The 15,203-nt window shown below is 61.6% G+C and carries 14 protein-coding genes and 1 tRNA gene; 13 read left to right on the top strand and 2 right to left on the bottom strand.

What is annotated here, in order from left to right:
- On the top strand, positions 1-307 hold a 307-nt coding region (locus IQ35_RS13380; RefSeq protein ID WP_145072831.1), incomplete at its 5' end, for an integrase core domain-containing protein.
- A 276-nt stretch (positions 308-583) separates the two neighbouring features.
- Here the strand turns inward: IQ35_RS13380 and IQ35_RS13375 are convergent.
- Both IQ35_RS13375 and IQ35_RS13370 read right to left on the bottom strand, forming a co-directional pair.
- Positions 584-1,804 carry a tyrosine-type recombinase/integrase gene (locus IQ35_RS13375; RefSeq protein WP_145074144.1) on the bottom strand — a complete coding sequence of 407 codons (1,221 nt, stop codon included), beginning with the start codon at positions 1,802-1,804 and terminating at the stop codon, positions 584-586.
- A gap of 190 nt (positions 1,805-1,994) precedes the next feature.
- Positions 1,995-2,081, bottom strand: a tRNA-Leu gene (locus IQ35_RS13370).
- Positions 2,082-2,211: 130 nt separating this feature from the next.
- Here IQ35_RS13370 and IQ35_RS13365 point away from each other — a divergent pair.
- The 12 genes from IQ35_RS13365 to IQ35_RS13310 all read left to right on the top strand — a co-directional run bounded on the left by IQ35_RS13365 (position 2,212) and on the right by IQ35_RS13310 (position 15,200).
- On the top strand, positions 2,212-2,970 hold the full coding sequence (locus tag IQ35_RS13365) for an alpha/beta hydrolase (protein WP_145074170.1): 759 nt from the start codon (positions 2,212-2,214) through the stop codon (positions 2,968-2,970).
- Positions 2,970-3,839, top strand: a complete 870-nt coding sequence (locus IQ35_RS13360; RefSeq protein WP_145074142.1) for a tetratricopeptide repeat protein — start codon at positions 2,970-2,972, stop codon at positions 3,837-3,839. The genes IQ35_RS13365 and IQ35_RS13360 overlap by 1 nt, the downstream gene beginning before the upstream one ends.
- 432 nt (positions 3,840-4,271) lie before the next feature.
- Complete coding sequence (locus IQ35_RS13355) at positions 4,272-6,443, top strand: TonB-dependent receptor (protein WP_145074139.1); 2,172 nt, start codon at positions 4,272-4,274, stop codon at positions 6,441-6,443.
- 14 nt (positions 6,444-6,457) lie between these two features.
- Positions 6,458-7,318, top strand: a complete 861-nt coding sequence (locus IQ35_RS13350; protein WP_145074136.1) for an SDR family oxidoreductase — start codon at positions 6,458-6,460, stop codon at positions 7,316-7,318.
- Positions 7,319-7,334: 16 nt separating this feature from the next.
- Positions 7,335-8,531 carry an amidohydrolase family protein gene (locus IQ35_RS13345; RefSeq protein WP_021244390.1) on the top strand — a complete coding sequence of 399 codons (1,197 nt, stop codon included), beginning with the start codon at positions 7,335-7,337 and terminating at the stop codon, positions 8,529-8,531.
- 14 nt (positions 8,532-8,545) lie between these two features.
- Positions 8,546-9,418, top strand: a complete 873-nt coding sequence (locus IQ35_RS13340; RefSeq protein WP_242003347.1) for a crotonase/enoyl-CoA hydratase family protein — start codon at positions 8,546-8,548, stop codon at positions 9,416-9,418.
- Complete coding sequence (locus IQ35_RS13335; protein WP_031290843.1) at positions 9,411-10,238, top strand: enoyl-CoA hydratase/isomerase family protein; 828 nt, start codon at positions 9,411-9,413, stop codon at positions 10,236-10,238. Before IQ35_RS13340 ends, IQ35_RS13335 begins: the two co-directional genes overlap by 8 nt.
- A gap of 2 nt (positions 10,239-10,240) precedes the next feature.
- Positions 10,241-11,491: a CaiB/BaiF CoA transferase family protein gene (locus IQ35_RS13330; protein WP_021244393.1), complete on the top strand. Its 1,251-nt coding sequence runs from the start codon at positions 10,241-10,243 to the stop codon at positions 11,489-11,491.
- 198 nt (positions 11,492-11,689) lie between these two features.
- A complete protein-coding gene (locus IQ35_RS13325) occupies positions 11,690-12,391 on the top strand; it encodes a TetR/AcrR family transcriptional regulator (protein WP_158636665.1) in 702 nt (233 codons plus the stop codon).
- Between the two features lie 96 nt (positions 12,392-12,487).
- Positions 12,488-13,813 (top strand): MFS transporter, encoded by a 1,326-nt coding sequence (locus IQ35_RS13320; RefSeq protein ID WP_059140370.1) that lies wholly within the window; start codon positions 12,488-12,490, stop codon positions 13,811-13,813.
- Positions 13,814-13,826: 13 nt separating this feature from the next.
- Complete coding sequence (locus IQ35_RS13315) at positions 13,827-14,600, top strand: enoyl-CoA hydratase/isomerase family protein (RefSeq protein WP_021244395.1); 774 nt, start codon at positions 13,827-13,829, stop codon at positions 14,598-14,600.
- A 165-nt stretch (positions 14,601-14,765) separates the two neighbouring features.
- Positions 14,766-15,200 carry a VOC family protein gene (locus IQ35_RS13310; protein ID WP_021244396.1) on the top strand — a complete coding sequence of 145 codons (435 nt, stop codon included), beginning with the start codon at positions 14,766-14,768 and terminating at the stop codon, positions 15,198-15,200.
- Positions 15,201-15,203 lie beyond the last annotated feature (3 nt).

Below are 15,203 nucleotides of genomic sequence, written 5' to 3'. Positions count from 1 at the left end.
CGGCAGCCAATATGTCTCGATCAGATACTCCGAGCGCCTTGCCGAAGCCGGTATCGAACCGTCGGTTGGCAGTGTCGGCGACAGCTATGACAACGCTTTGGCCGAGACAATCAATGGCCTTTACAAGGCCGAGGTGATCCACCGGCGAGGCCCATGGCGGTCGTTCGAAGCGGTCGAATATGCCACGCTGGAATGGGTCGACTGGTTCAACAACCGACGACTGCTGGAGCCCAACGGCAATATCCCGCCCGCCGAAGCCGAAGAACGATATTATGCCATGCTGGACGACCAACCCATGGCTGCGTAACTTAAACCAAATGGCCTCCGACAAACCCGGGGCGGTTCATTATCTCATTTTCAATTGGTTCAATCTGAAATCGAGCGAATTTTGTCCGAGATAGTGAGCCCAGTGCTTTTCTGGCGTTCGCAAATTCATCGGACGATACGCCTTCAGCATAATCTTCACTCCGCAGTTTGAACCAAGAAAAGTTATTTTCTATTTCATTTCTAAGATCGTTGTCGAATGGAAGTTCCGATATGCTCTCTATTCTCTTCCAATCGAATTTAACGCGGCAATGAGTCATTATTGAACTTCCGCACGAAAAGGAACGATCTCACCTCCTTCACGAAGTCGATCGAGATAACCGCTCCACCATGTCATCATCTTGACGCGATCATCCCAATAGTGCCCGCGGTTATAGATGCCTCTGACGGCATCGCTATCCCCATGCGCTAACGCGCGCTCGATCGCATCAGGATGCCACTTCCCGCTTTCATTGAGAAGGGTAGAGGCTGTCGTGCGCAGGCCGTGCGCTGTTACTTCATCGCTGGTGTAGCCCATGCGGCGGAACGCTTGGTTCATCGTGTTTTCGCTCATTGGGCGACGGGTCGTGTGGAATGCTGGAAAAACGTAGCCTTCCGGCCCACTGAACTGCTGCAACTCACGCAGATAGTTCAGAACCTGCTCGGACAGCGGAATAGCGTGAGGACGGCGCATCTTCATGCGCTCGGGCTTGATCCGCCAAATCTTGGTGTCGAGATCGAACTCGTCCCATGTCGCCTGTCGCAGTTCGCCCGGCCTCGCCATGACGTGCGGCGCAATTTGCAGTGCCAGCCGGGTAATCGGGGCACCTTCGAAGGCATCAATGCTCCGCAGCAACTCCCCCAGCTTTTTCGGCTCAAGAATCGCCGCATGATGCTTCACCTTTGGGGCAATCAACTGTCCGCTGAGCATTGCGGCCGGGTCACTGTCTGCTCGCCCGGTTGCCGCAGCATAGCGGAACACGCGGCTGGTGAACGAGCGGCAGCGTTTGGCTGTTTCATGCTTGCGCTGCCCCTCCAAGCGACGAAGAACGCCAAAGACTTCCGCTGGCTTGATTTCGACGAGGGGCTGGTCCCAGATCGGCTTCATCTGGAGGAGCAGCCATTTCGCCTTTTCGACTGTGACGGCGGCCCGCCCTTCTTTGACCAGCTTGTGCTCGATATATTCTTCTGCAACCGTGCCAAACGTGTTGGCAGCGTTGAAACGGGCCGTCAGCTTGGCATTTTTGCGCTCAACTCCGGGGTCTATCCCATCACGCACCGCGCTTCGGGCTTCGTCTCGCAGTCGGCGAGCGTCTTTAAGCGACACCTCTGGATACGGTCCGAGCGCAAGCTTTCGCGGCTTGCCTGCAAACCTATAGCGAAAGCGCCACAACTTCGATCCGCTTACAGCGACTTCGATGCAGAGCCCTTTCTCGTCAGTGACCATATAGCTTCGACTCTGAGGCTTCAGGGCGCGGATTGCGACATCGTTCAATGCCATGACCGCGCCCCCTCAACAGAGGCGCGTGTACATAGCGGTAGCCTTAGCCGCACATATGGACGCAGAAAGGTACACAGAATCGGTGAACTGCCCAGACACATCGAGACGCACTCCGCGACGAGATATGCTGAAAAGTAGCAGTTTTCCGCCATTTTGGCGAGTTATTTAGCTACAACAGGGAATGAGTTGATGGTGCCCAGAAGAGGACTCGAACCTCCACGACCTTGCGATCGCCAGCACCTGAAGCTGGTGCGTCTACCAATTCCGCCATCTGGGCACGGGGTAGGTGGGCGCGATTAGCCGTTGGGTGGGGGGCTGTCAATCATATCCGACCCATAATTTTTCTGACTCCGCTCATCGGACCTTCTAAAGGATCGGCAAAGGCTTCCATCCCGCAGGAGGATCAGATTCTCGATACCCCGCCATCACTTCCACCTTCCTTCCTCCCGCGCCCCGACGGGCTGAAGCTGGCCTATCGCCATCGGGCCGGGAAGGGCGCTACCATCGTCTTTCTGCCCGGCTATATGTCGGACATGGAAGGCGGCAAGGCCATCGCGCTGGATCAATGGGCGGCGGACACGGGGCGGGCCATGCTGCGGCTGGACTATGCCGGCAACGGCGCGAGCGAGGGCGCGTTCGAGGACGGCACGCTGGCAAGCTGGCGCGACGATGCCCTGTCGCTGATCGATGGGCTGACGCAGGGGCCTCTGCTCCTTGTCGGATCATCCATGGGCGGATGGCTGGCCCTGCTGATTGCGCTCGCCCGGCCGGATCGCGTGGCGGGGATCGTGGGCATAGCGGCGGCGCCCGATTTCACCGAATGGGGATTTCCGCAAGCCGACCGGGCGACGCTGGCCGCGCAAGGCCGCCTCGTCGAGCCGACGCCCTATGGCGATCAGCCTTATGTGACGACGCTGGGCTTCTGGGAATCGGGACAGGCGCTCAAGCTTCTGGAGAGCGAGATCGCGCTCGATTGCCCCATTCGCCTGCTCCACGGCCAGGCTGATCCAGACGTGCCCTGGGACGTCGCGCTGCGGATCGCAAAGCAGGTGCGTTCATCCGATGTGCAGACGCTGCTGGTTAAGGACGGCGACCACCGCCTTTCGCGCGACAGCGACATCGCCTTGTTGATCCGCACCGTCGCCAGCCTGCTGGACAGTTTCTGATGCCCTTCCTTCTTCCCCTCCTGCTGCTCATGCCCCAGGCCTATGATCCGGAGATCGAGGCGGTGATGAACCGCAAGCGCAAGGAGGCCGTCGAAGCACGCGCCGCCGCTGCGGAAAGCGCGCCCGCGCCCCGGACGTCGGGAGAGGCGAAGGACGGCATGATCCCCGTCCCGCCCAAATATGCCGCGCCTTTTCAGGCCTGCATCGACGCCGCGCTCCAGTCGCCGGAACAAGGGGTGGCCTTTGCGGAAAAATGGCGGATCGAAGGCGGCGGTTTCTACGCCCGGCATTGCATGGGCTTTGCCTATGCGCGCGCGGAACGCTGGGCGCCCGCCATCGTCGCGCTGGAACAGGCGGCGGACGAAGCCGAACGCACAGGCGAAATGGCGCAAAGCGCGCGGCTCTGGGCGCAGGCGGGCAATGCCGCGCTGGCAGGCGGCGATGCGGTCAAGGCAAAGGCCGATTTCGACGCGGCGCTGGCGCGCGGCTTGCCCGACGGGATCGAAAAGGGCGAAGCGCATCTGGACCGCGCCCGCGCCCTTGTCGCGCTGAACGACAATAAGGGCGCGCGGGAATCGCTTGATGTGGCGCTGGATCAGGCGCCCAGGGACCCGCTCGGCTGGTTGCTGTCCGCCACCCTGGCGCGGCGCATGGGAGAAATGCCGCTGGCGCAGGCGCATATCGCCCGGGCTGTTCAACTGTCGCCCGATGACGCGTCCGTCGCGCTGGAGGAAGGCAATATCGCGATCCTCACCGGCCATGCGGATATTGCGCGTTCGGCCTGGCAACGGGCGGTGAAACTGGCCCCCGAAGCGCCGGCGGGCAAGGCGGCGGCGGATAACCTCACCCGGCTGCCGGCCGCGCCCTGACGCCTGAGCATCGGTTCGGGTAAAAATCTTCGGTCGTGACGATGCAGGGCGTGCCGCCGGTCCGTCCGCGTTGCTCCTGCGCTGCTCAGGCGGCACTCCGGATGTCGAGAAGCCGATGCGTGACGATCGCATGGTGGGTATCCACGAATATTCTACGAAAATAATAAATACACATGACTATACGCCATTATTCGACATTTATAATTATAAATTACTAATAAAATCATTACTAAAAATAGATCATAAATATAAATTGAGTAAAATAAATAATAATAACGGAACAAAGTGAAATTATATGGAAATGTGAAATGTTTTCACGAAAATGTGAATGAGTTTTACTTTATAAAAAATTGAACTTAGTTGACTAAATCTTCATCCGACGTCACCCTAAGGCGAATCGTTTGCAAAAGACAAACGCGGAGGGAGAAGGAAATGCGCGGGACAACCGTCAGAAATATCGCGGGCATAGTGTTTGCTGCTGCCGCACCTTGCCATGTCATGGCCCAGGCCGAAGGGTCTTCGGCCATGCCGGGTCAGGCCAATGTCGCCGATCCGGATATCGTCGTTACGGCGCAGCGGCGCGTGGAGCGGCTGGTCGACGTGCCGATGTCGGTGACGGCCATTTCAGGCAAGGAGCTTGAGGCGGCCGGCGCATCGACCACGCAGGATCTGACGCTGGTGACTCCGGGTCTGCTGATCGCCCGGTCCAGCACGTTCACGCAGCCGACCATCCGCGGTATCGGCAATCGCAATTCCGGTCCGGGCGACGAACCGAACGTGTCGATCTTCATCGACGGCGTATTGCAGTCGGAACAGGCGTCGACCTTCTTCGAACTTGCCGACATTGAACGGATCGAGGTGTTGAAGGGGCCGCAGGGCACTTTGTTCGGACGCAATGCGACGGGCGGCGCAATCAACATCATCACCCATTCGCCCAAGCCCGAACTGGAAGGATCGGCATCGATCAGCGCAGGCCGTTTCGGCTACCTCAAGGGCACCGCCGTCCTGTCCGGCGCGCTCAACAAATCCGGGACGCTGCTGGGGAGCATTTCCGGCGTGGGCGTGCGCGACCATGGGTTCATCGACAATGTCTTTCTGGACAAGCGCGTCGGCGGCCGCAAAGCCTATGCCAGCCGGGCGAAGCTCTTTTTCGTGCCGCGCGACGGCCTGGAATTCCAGCTTAATGGCCTCTATTCCAGCAATGAGGACAATTCGGCCTTTTCCGGCCAGCCGCTGAACGGCAACACCGTCGGCAGGCGGACGCCCGATCCGGCGATCCCCATCGACATCGCCGTGCCCACCGTCCCTTATCGGACGGCCACCAACTTCGTGCCCACGCTCAAGGCCAGGACATGGTTCGTCGACGGTCATGCCAAGGTCGATCTGGGATTTGCCACGCTGCAAGGACTGGCTAGCTATTCCAAGAGCCATATCCGCACGATTTCCGATCTCGACGTGTCGGCATGGGCCAATCAGAGCAACGATCAGAATCTGAAGGCCCATTCGAGCAACGAGGAACTCAACATCACAAGCGCGCCGGGATCGCGCTTGCAATGGATCGGCGGCGTCAGCTTCTTCCAGGGCCGCAGCTTCTACGATCCCCAGGTCCTTAATGGCTCGACGCGGATCTATGGCCAGAAAACCCGCGCCTTTTCCGCCTTCGGAGAGGCGACATACGAGATATTCGATCGATTGTTCGTGACCGGCGGCATCCGGTATAGCGAGGACAAGCGCATATCGACCTACATCGCCCCGCCCGCCGCCGCGATCCATGGCCGGGTCAAATATACCGATGTCTCGCCCCGGGCCGTCGTCCGCTGGGAGTTCGGCGAGGATGCCAATCTCTATGCGTCCTACAGCGAAGGATATAAGTCGGGCACGTTCAACGCGGGAACGGCCGTCGGCGCCGTGGTTCCGGCCAAGCCGGAGCGGGTAGAGGCTTATGAAGTGGGCGGGAAGGCCCGGCTCCTGCCGGGATTGACCGTAACGGCCGCAGCATTCCACTATCAATATACCAACTTGCAGACCACGGTGATCACGACGGTCAACGGCGTGCTTTCGGGCGTGCTGCAAAATGCGCCGGAAGCCGATGTGAAGGGGTTGGAGGCAACTGCGGTGTGGCGTCCGACGCCCAGGCTGCAATTCAATGCCGGCCTGTCGCTGCTGCGTCCCCGCATTACCGATTTCCCCAATGCTTCGGTGAACGTCCCGACGATTGTCGACGACGTTGCCGTGGGCGGCAACAGTGCCGTTTCGCGGGACGTCAGCGGCAATGATCTTATCCGCGCGCCCCGCCGCTCGCTCAATCTTGGCGCAAGTTATGGCATAGACATTGCCGGGGGCGAACTCGTCTTTGCCGGCAACGCCCTCTTCAGCGCCAAATATTATCTGGAACTGGGCAACCGGGTGGTGCAGCCGGCTTATGAAGTGGTCAACGGGTCGATTACCTATACGCTGCCCGGCGATCATTTCAGCGTGAGCGTATTCGGCCAGAACCTCACCAAGCAGCTCTATTTTCAGAGCAACACGATCAGCACGATTGCCGACACGGTTTCCTATTCCAAGCCGCGCTGGTTCGGCGTGACGCTATCGGCCAAACTCTGAGCGGGAGAAACGGCATGCCACTTCCTCCACCCAGGGGCGCGGACGCCCCGTTCCTCCCCAGGGACACATTCGCCCACGATGTCATATTGGTCACGGGCGGCGGCACCGGCCTTGGCAAGGCGATCGCGACGGGCTTTGCCCGCCTGGGCGGCACGGTGGCGATCGCCAGCCGCGACGAAGCGCATCGGGCGAGCGGAATCGCGGCGATCGAAGCAGTCGGCGGCAAGGCGATCGGCGTCGCCATCGACGTGCGCTCCGCCGAGTCCGTCAAGACGGCGTTCGATGAGGTCGAAAGCCGGTTGGGGCCTGTCACCATCCTGGTCAACAATGCCGCAGCCAATTTCCCGGTTCCATCGGAGGAACTGTCGCCCAACGGTTGGCGCGCGATCACGCAGATCACGCTCGACGGTCCCTATTTCTGCTCCACCGAATTCGCGCGGCGCCGGATCGCGCTGGGCGCGCCCGGAGCGATCCTCAACATCGGCGCGACCTATGCCTGGACGGGTGGACCGGGCGCCGCGCCGTCCGCCGCCGCCAAGGCGGGGGTCGCCAATCTGGTCCAGTCGCTGTCCGTCGAATGGGCGCCGGACGGCATAAGGGTGAACGGCCTGATGCCGGGCAACTTCCCCCATGACGACCAGCCCCAGAACCTCAAGGACCTGCCCGGACGCAGCGACATGGCGGACCGTATCCCGGCGCAGCGCGTGGGTGAGCTGCATGAACTGGCCTGGGCCGCCTGTTTTCTCTGTTCGCCTTTCGCGTCCTACATCACCGGGCACAATCTGGTGATCGACGGCGCGAACTGGCTTCGCCGCGGCCTGCGTTTCCCGATCTTTGAGCCTGTGCGCGACTGGGCGCGATCCAAGAAAAGCTGATTCGAGGAGTGTGAAGATGTCGACAAATACCCTCTCGACCGACGAGAAAGCCCGTAAAGATCCGTTCTTCGGGCGGATGCTCGACACGGACGGGCATTTTTATCTGGAGCCGCCGGAATATGACCAGCTCTTCTCCGAAACCCTTGGGCCCGAGGGCGGCGGCTTCGTCATGGAGTATGTCCGCAAGTTCGTGCATTCGGACGAACATAAGCAAGCCAAGGCCCGCAACCGCAAGGATCTGTGGGAAGTAAAGGGGCTGAGCGCGCTCGGCGCCGTCGATCCGCATGAACGGGTGGAGGCCCTGGACGCGCTGGGCGTGAAGACACAGCTCGTTTTCCCCAACAGTTTCGGCGAGGAAATGCGCATCGACGCCCCGTGGGCGCGCGAAGCCTGCGAACGCTATAACGACTTCGCCATCGATTGGTCGGCGGCGACCGGCTGGCGCGCGCGCGGTCTGTGTCAGATCAACATGGGCGATGTGGAATGGGCGTGCCGCGAAGTCGATCGCGTGGCGAAGAAGGGGGCGAAGGGACTGGTTCTGCCCTGCAATCGGCCGCCCGCGGGCGTGTCCCCGTCCCATGCGATGTGGGACCCTTTCTGGGCGCGCATCCAGGAAGCGGACCTGACGGCGACGATCCATCTGGGCGGGCAGGGCCTATTGTCCGGCCGCGATAGCGACGAGATGCTGCCTGAGCGCGGATGGGGGCTTTCGACGGCGCTGAAGAACGGCCCCGGCCAAAAGCCCGACATCCCGATCCGTGCAGGCGGCGAAGAAGCGATCAGCCCTTATTTCATGCTCGTCGCCCACATGGCGCCCGAACTCTATTTGCAGACCATGGTCATGGGCGGCGTTTTCGAACGGTTCCCCAGGCTGCGTTTCGGCATCATCGAATTCGGCGCCGGCTGGGTCGGACCGGCGGTGGAACGGATGGACATCTGGGTCGATTTCCAGACGAAGCTGGGCGTCAGATATGACATGCGCCCCAGCGAATATCTGGCGCGCAATGTCCGGGTGACGCCCTTCTGGCATGAAGATCTGACCAAGATGGTGGATCGGTTCGGGCTGAAGGAGGTCTATACCTACAGCACCGATTACCCGCATCTGGAAGGCAGCAAGGACCCGATCGGCAAGTTCCGCAAATGGATCGACCGGATGGACCCGGCTTATGCCGAGGATTTCTTCGTCAACAACGCGCAGCTCCTGCTGCCATAACGATAGAGACGGATATGATGGGCAAGTGGTTCAGCGGGCATGAGCATATCAGCATGGACGTGCGGGAAGGGGGCGTGGCCTATGTCACGCTCAACCGCCCGGAAAAGCGTAACGCCATCACCATCGAGATGCTCGACGGCCTGAAGGCGGCGATGATGGAGGCGGACGATCTTTCCAGCGTGCGATGCGTGGTCCTTCAGGGTGCGGGCGGCAATTTCTCCGCCGGTGCCGACATTGCCGGCGGGGCGGCGAGCGGGGACTATGATCCAGCCGACTACAGGGCCGGGGACAGCGTGGAGAACGACATCTGGCGCACGACCCTGAGAGGCGACACGCGGCAGATATTGTTCAAGATGCACAAGCCGGTCATCGCGAAGATCACCGGCAATTGTCTGGCCGCCGCGACCGATGTCGCCTTGAATTGCGACATCCTCATCGCCGCCGACGATGCGCGGATAGGGTTTCCCGCCACCCGGGCCTTGGGTTCGCCGGCCAACCATATGTGGCTGTATCATGTGGGACCGCAATGGGCGAAGCGGCTGCTGATGACCGGCGACGTCATTCGCGGCAAGGACGCCGCCCGGATCGGCCTGGTGCTGAAGGCGGTTCCGCCGGGGAAACTGGATGCGGAAGTCGATGCCCTTGCCCGCCGCATCGCGCTGGTCGATCCGGCGCTGACGGCCGCGCATAAGCGCATCGTCAATGTCGGCATGGAATTGATGGGGTTCACCACGCTCCAGCGGCTTGCGTCGGAAAATGACGTGCGCGCCCATCAATCCCCGGCACTGCCCGCATTCATGGCCTTGGCGCGGGAGAAGGGATTGAAGGAAGCGCTGCGTCAGCGCGACGAACCCTTCGGCGATGGCGAGGTGCATTTCGATGACTGATGCTCTGGCCGCGCAGGCGGGCGAAGATGCGGTTTTCGAGGAGGGCGTCGGCGCCGCCCGCATCGGGACGACCGCGATCCTGACGCTGAACAATCCGGGCCGCCGCAATGCATTCTATCCCGAAATGCGCCGCACGCTCACGGCGACGCTCAAGCGCCTCTCCGCGGACCCGCAGGTGCGCGCGATCATTTTGACCGGAGCGGGCGGGCATTTCTGCACAGGCGCGGACCTTTCCCGCGTGGCGGCGCGTCCTGCGCCGCCCACCGCGATGGAAACGCGCGAGAATATGAAGGAGGTGATGGAGCTGTTTCGCATCATCACCACCGCATCCAAGCCCGTGATCGCCGCCGTGGAAGGCGACGCGTTCGGCGCTGGCTGTTCCATCGCGCTGGCCTGCGATCTGGTGGTGGCGGCGCCCACATCGCGGTTCGGCATGTCCTTCACCAGGATCGGCCTCGTGCCCGACATGGGCATGTTGTATTCGCTGGTCGAGCGCGTGGGCAAGACGCGCGCGCGGCGGATGATGATGCTGTCGTCCGTGTCGGACGGCGCGGAAGCGGTGCGGATCGGCATGGCCGACGAACTGGCTGAAACGGGCGGCGTTCTGGACCGCGCCCTGGAACTGGCAGCCGCGTTCGCCGACCCCGCGCCGATCCCGATCGCCCTGATCAAGTCGGCGCTCGCCTCCGGAATCGTCAGCGTGGAACAGATGATCGCCGCGGAACTGGATCTGGTCCCGCTGGGCGCATCCAGCGCCGATTGCAGGGAGGGCATCGCCGCCTTCCGGGAAAAGCGCAAACCCGTGTTCCAGGGGCGGTGAGCATGACGGGCGGTGAACAGACTGGCGGCGCTCTTTCGGGTATCCGTGTCCTCGACCTGGGCCGGGTGCTGGCCGCGCCGTGGGCGACGCAGATATTGGGCGACATGGGCGCAGAGGTCATCAAGGTCGAACGGCCCCAGGGAGGCGACATGGGGCGGCTATACGGTCCCGACTTCCTGATGGATGCGCAAGGGCGCAAGACGCGGGAATCGTCCTTCTACCTGTGCGCGAACCGCAACAAGAAATCCGTCACGGTCGACCTGTCCAGCGCCGAAGGACAGCAGATCATCAAGGATCTGGCGGCGCAATGCGACGTGTTCGTCGAGAATTTCATTGCCGGCACCACCGAGCGGTTCGGACTGGATTATGCGTCGATCCGCGCCATCAATCCGCGCATCATATATTGTTCGGTCACTGGCTATGGCCAGGACGGCCCCTATGCGTCGCGCCCCGGCTTCGACGCGGTGTTCCAGGCGCATGGCGGGATGATGAGCGTGACCGGCATCCCCGACGGTATGCCCGGCGCTGGCCCCATGAAGACCGGCCCCAGCCTGATGGACGTGATGACGGGATATAATGCCGCGGTAGGCATCCTGGCCGCGCTGCTGCATCGCGATCGCGTGTCGGGAGAGGGGCAGTATATCGATGTCGCGCTGCTGGATACGGCGGTCGCGTGCCAGTCGCACCTAATGTCCAACTATCTCATCAGCGGCCGCGTGCCCGAACGGCGCGGGAATGAAGGCAATGGCGGCGGACCGGCGCAGGTGTTCAAGTGCCGGGACGGGGAAATCTATATCTCCGCCGGAAACAACCATAATTTCGTCGACCTTTGCCGAGTGCTGGGCGCGCCGGAACTGGGCCATGATCCGCGCTTCGTCGATCTTCATGACCGCTATCTCCACCGATCGGAGCTTACCGGGCTGTTGTCGGATCTGGTGCTCCAGTGGGATCGCCGTCCATTGATGGATGCGCTGGTGGAAGCGCATGTCGCCTGTTCCGTGGTGAACGATTATGCCGATGTGTTCGACGATCCGCAGGTGCGCCATCGGGGCATATTGATCGATATGCCTCATCCCCTTTCCCCGACGGGCAGCGTGCCGGGCATCGCCAATCCGGTGAGGCTGTCGGACACTCCGGTGCGGTATGACCGTCATCCTCCGCTGCTGGGGGAGCATAATGACGAAGTGCTGCATGACATGCTTGGGATGAACGGCATGGAGATCGCGGCGCTGCGCGCGCGACGCGTGATCTGATGCAACGGCAATGCAACATCGACGATCCGCCCGCATCGCGCAAAGGAGGCAATCATGAGTGAAATGTTCCAATCCTTCCGCCTTGCACACGGATCGCCATCGCGACATAATTCCTCCGCAAATGAGAGGATGACTGTCGGTGAACGCACGGTCAAAAACAGCTGGCCGACGAAGGCGCCCCGCGCGAGGCGCGCGCTGATGACTGCCTATAGCGCCAGCGAGGACGGGGTCGATGACTTTGCGCGCCTGGGACCCAAGGGCGCGTCGACCCGCCGCCGCCTGATGGATTCCGCGCGCGCGCTGCTGGAGCATGGCTCGGCCGTTGCGCTCACATCGTCGGCCGTTGCGCATCGCGCGGGCCTCTCTCCAGCGACATTCTACAAATATTTCACCGATGTAGGGTCGATCATCCATGCGCTGTGCCATGAAGTGACACTCGATTCCCGAACGATCATCGATGCGATCCAGCCGCGCGGAGATATGCGGGATGCGCGGATCGTGGCCGAACGGTTTGTCGATGCCTATGATGAATATTGGTTGCGGCATCGATCGATCCTGTCGATCCGCAACATGGAAGCCGACCGGGGCAATGCCGCATTTCGCTATATGCGCCGCACATTCATAGAAGAGTTGATGAATGCGCTCCTGGCTTCGGCGCTGATCGTGCGGCGCGTTCCGCTGGACGGCCCCACCCAGCGTCTGGCCGGCCGGATTGCCGTCGTCGTGGCGGCGGTCGACAGGCTTGCCGCCGTCAATGGGCTGTATGACCCGGAAAGCAACTATCCCGCGACGCCCCGCGACCTGTTGCGCAAGGCGCAGATCGATATCCTCTCGGCCGTGCTGGACCCCGCGATTGTTTACGAACAGCTTCGGCAGGAAATGGCCGAAGCCGGATACTAGCGGTCAATATCTGGCAGTATACAGCCGGTTCCAAATAAAAATGAACGTAAAACCATAATATACCGTGAATAGCATTTCGCGGCCTTGGAGAGTGCGATGCAAATAATCAGATCTCCTTGGTGGACGGTATTTGCACTGCTGTTCGTGTATATATTCGCGATGATCGATCGCCAGGTCCTCTCCTTGCTGATCGGCGGCATAAAGAGCGATCTGAAATTGGGCGATTTTCAGGCCGGATTGTTGCTTGGCCCGGCTTTCGGTATCTTCTACGTCATAGGGGGACCGATCTTCGGCTATATGCTCGATCGCTTTGCGCGGAAGCGGATATTGGCGGTCGGCGTGGGCCTGTGGTCCCTCGCGAACATGGCCTGCGGGCTTGCATCCTCGTTTACGCATCTTTTCCTGGCCCGCATGTTGGTTGGGGCCGGGGAGGCGTCGATTGCCCCAGGCTCCTACGGCCTGATCGGAGACAGCTTTCCGCGCAAGCGCTTCGGTCTTGCGATTTCCGTCTTTGCCATCGGCGGCACCCTGGGCGGTGGGCTGGCGCTGGTGCTGGGCGGATGGCTGCTGCATCTCTTCGCTGACGGCGTGCCGTTCATTCCCCTGCTCGACGGTTTGCGCCCGTGGCAACTGGTGCTGATCGCGACGGGCGCGCCGGGGGTGGTGCTGATCGCGATCATATTGGCGATCCGCGATCCGCGTCCGGCCAATGCCGCCGGCGCGAAGCCCCGCGTGACCATGCGCGAATTATTGCCGTTCATCCGGTCGCGCCGGGCCTTTCTCATCTGCCATTTCACGGCCTTCTGCGCGACCGGCATGGTCGCCTACAGCCTGGCCGCATGGTCGCCCGAACATATGGCGAGGACGTTCGGCTGGGGGCGTCCGCAGATCGGCGCCTATCTGGGGATCGGCACCATGGCGTCATCCATCGTCAGCCATCTGCTATCGGGCGCGCTGGTCGATCATCTCTATGCCCGCGGTGTGCGGGACGCCGTGTTTCGCGTCTTCATCACGATGCAGCTCATCGCGCTGCCGGTCATGGCGACATGCTATTTCTACAGTTCGCCCTATGCCTTCGTCGCGGGATATACGGTGCTGCACCTGTTGGTCGTGCCCTTCAGCGGCCTTTCGGCGACATCGCTGCAATTGGTGACGCCATCCGCTTTTCGCAGCAGCATATCGGGCTTGTTCATGGCCGTGCTCGGTCTGGTGGGCCTGTCCATCGGACCGACGATGGTCGGTTTCGTCACGCAATATGTGATTGGCGACGAAGCGCGCCTTGGCCTTTCGATCACGCTGGTCGGCAGCACCGGCATGATCGTCGCCATCGCCATGATGGTGATCGGCCTGCGCTATCTGCGGCAGGCCGATGACGAATTGACCCGGCATGCGCCGGTGGAAGCTGCCCCGGCCGTCCATTGAAGAGGAGAGACTCATGAGCTTTGTGGAAACCCGCTTCGACGACGGATTGTTCGTCATCAGTTTCAATCGCCCCGATGTTCACAACGCATTCCATGACGCCTTCGGCGTGGAATTTCACCGGGCGATCGAGGAAGCCCGCGATCGCCGGGACGTGAAGGTCGTCATCCTGCGCGGGGAAGGCAAATCCTTTTGCTCCGGCCGTGACTTTCGGGAAATGGGCGAACGGCCCGCCGGCGTGACCCATCATCAATATATGACGGACGGGCAGCGGAAGATCAAAATGCTGGTCGATCTGGGCAAGCCGATCATCGCCGCGCTGAAAGGGGCGGCCTATGGCGGCGGCGCGGAATATGCATTGGTCGCGGACATGCGCATCGCCGCCCCGACCACGCGCATCGCATTGCCGGAGGTCAATTATGGCCTGGCGGTGGACCAGGGCGGTTCCGCGCTCGCCATGTCGCTGATCGGTCCGTCCCGGACGAAATGGATGCTGATGACCGGCAAGGCGGTCGATGCCGAAACCGCCCTTTCCTGGGGTCTGGTCGATTTCATCGTCCCGCTGGAGGAACTGGACGATCATGTCGAGAAACTGGCGCGGGACATCATGGCAAAGCCATGGCGCGCCGTGCTGGCGGCCAAGGAGCTGGTCGACGAGATATGGGCGGACGGCGTGCGGGGCGCGATCCGCAGGGAATTGACCCAGCAACTGGCGCTTTTCGCTTCGGAGGATTTCGAAGCCCTGCGCGAGAAGCGGCGGGCCGAGCGGCTGGCGGCGTCGGCGGGCTGACGGGCAATCGCGGAGGACGTCATGAAGGTCCGCGTCTTTTCCGAAGTCGCGCACCCCTCATATCAATCCTCCCCCTTCCTTCTCCGGCCAACCCGTCCTATCTTGGAAAGCGTTCCTGCTGCGATGAGGTTGAACCGTTGCCTATGGCGACGAATGGAGTGTTCCTTGCCCAAATATCTGCATACGATGATCCGCGTTACCGATGTCGACAAGACGATCGCCTTCTTCAATCTCCTCGGCCTTGAGGAGCAGAAGCGGTTCGACAATGAGCAGGGGCGCTTCACGCTGGTTTTCCTCGCCGCGCCGGGTGACGAGGATGCGCAGGTCGAACTCACCTGGAACTGGCCCGCGGCGGACGGCAGCGCGCCGGAGGACTATGCGGGCGGCCGCAATTTCGGGCATCTCGCCTATCGGGTCGAAAATATCTACGAGACATGCCAGCGCCTGATGGATGCCGGCGTGACGATCAACCGCCCGCCGCGCGACGGGCATATGGCGTTCGTCCGCACGCCCGACAACATCTCCATCGAACTGTTGCAGGACGGCCGTCTGGAACCGGCCGAGCCGTGGGCGTCGATGCCCAACATCGGGGTTTGGTGAGCG

This window comes from Sphingobium wenxiniae, assembly GCF_007830065.1.
Taxonomy (GTDB): Bacteria; Pseudomonadota; Alphaproteobacteria; order Sphingomonadales; family Sphingomonadaceae; genus Sphingobium; species Sphingobium wenxiniae.
This window is presented reverse-complemented; position numbering and strand designations above follow the sequence as displayed.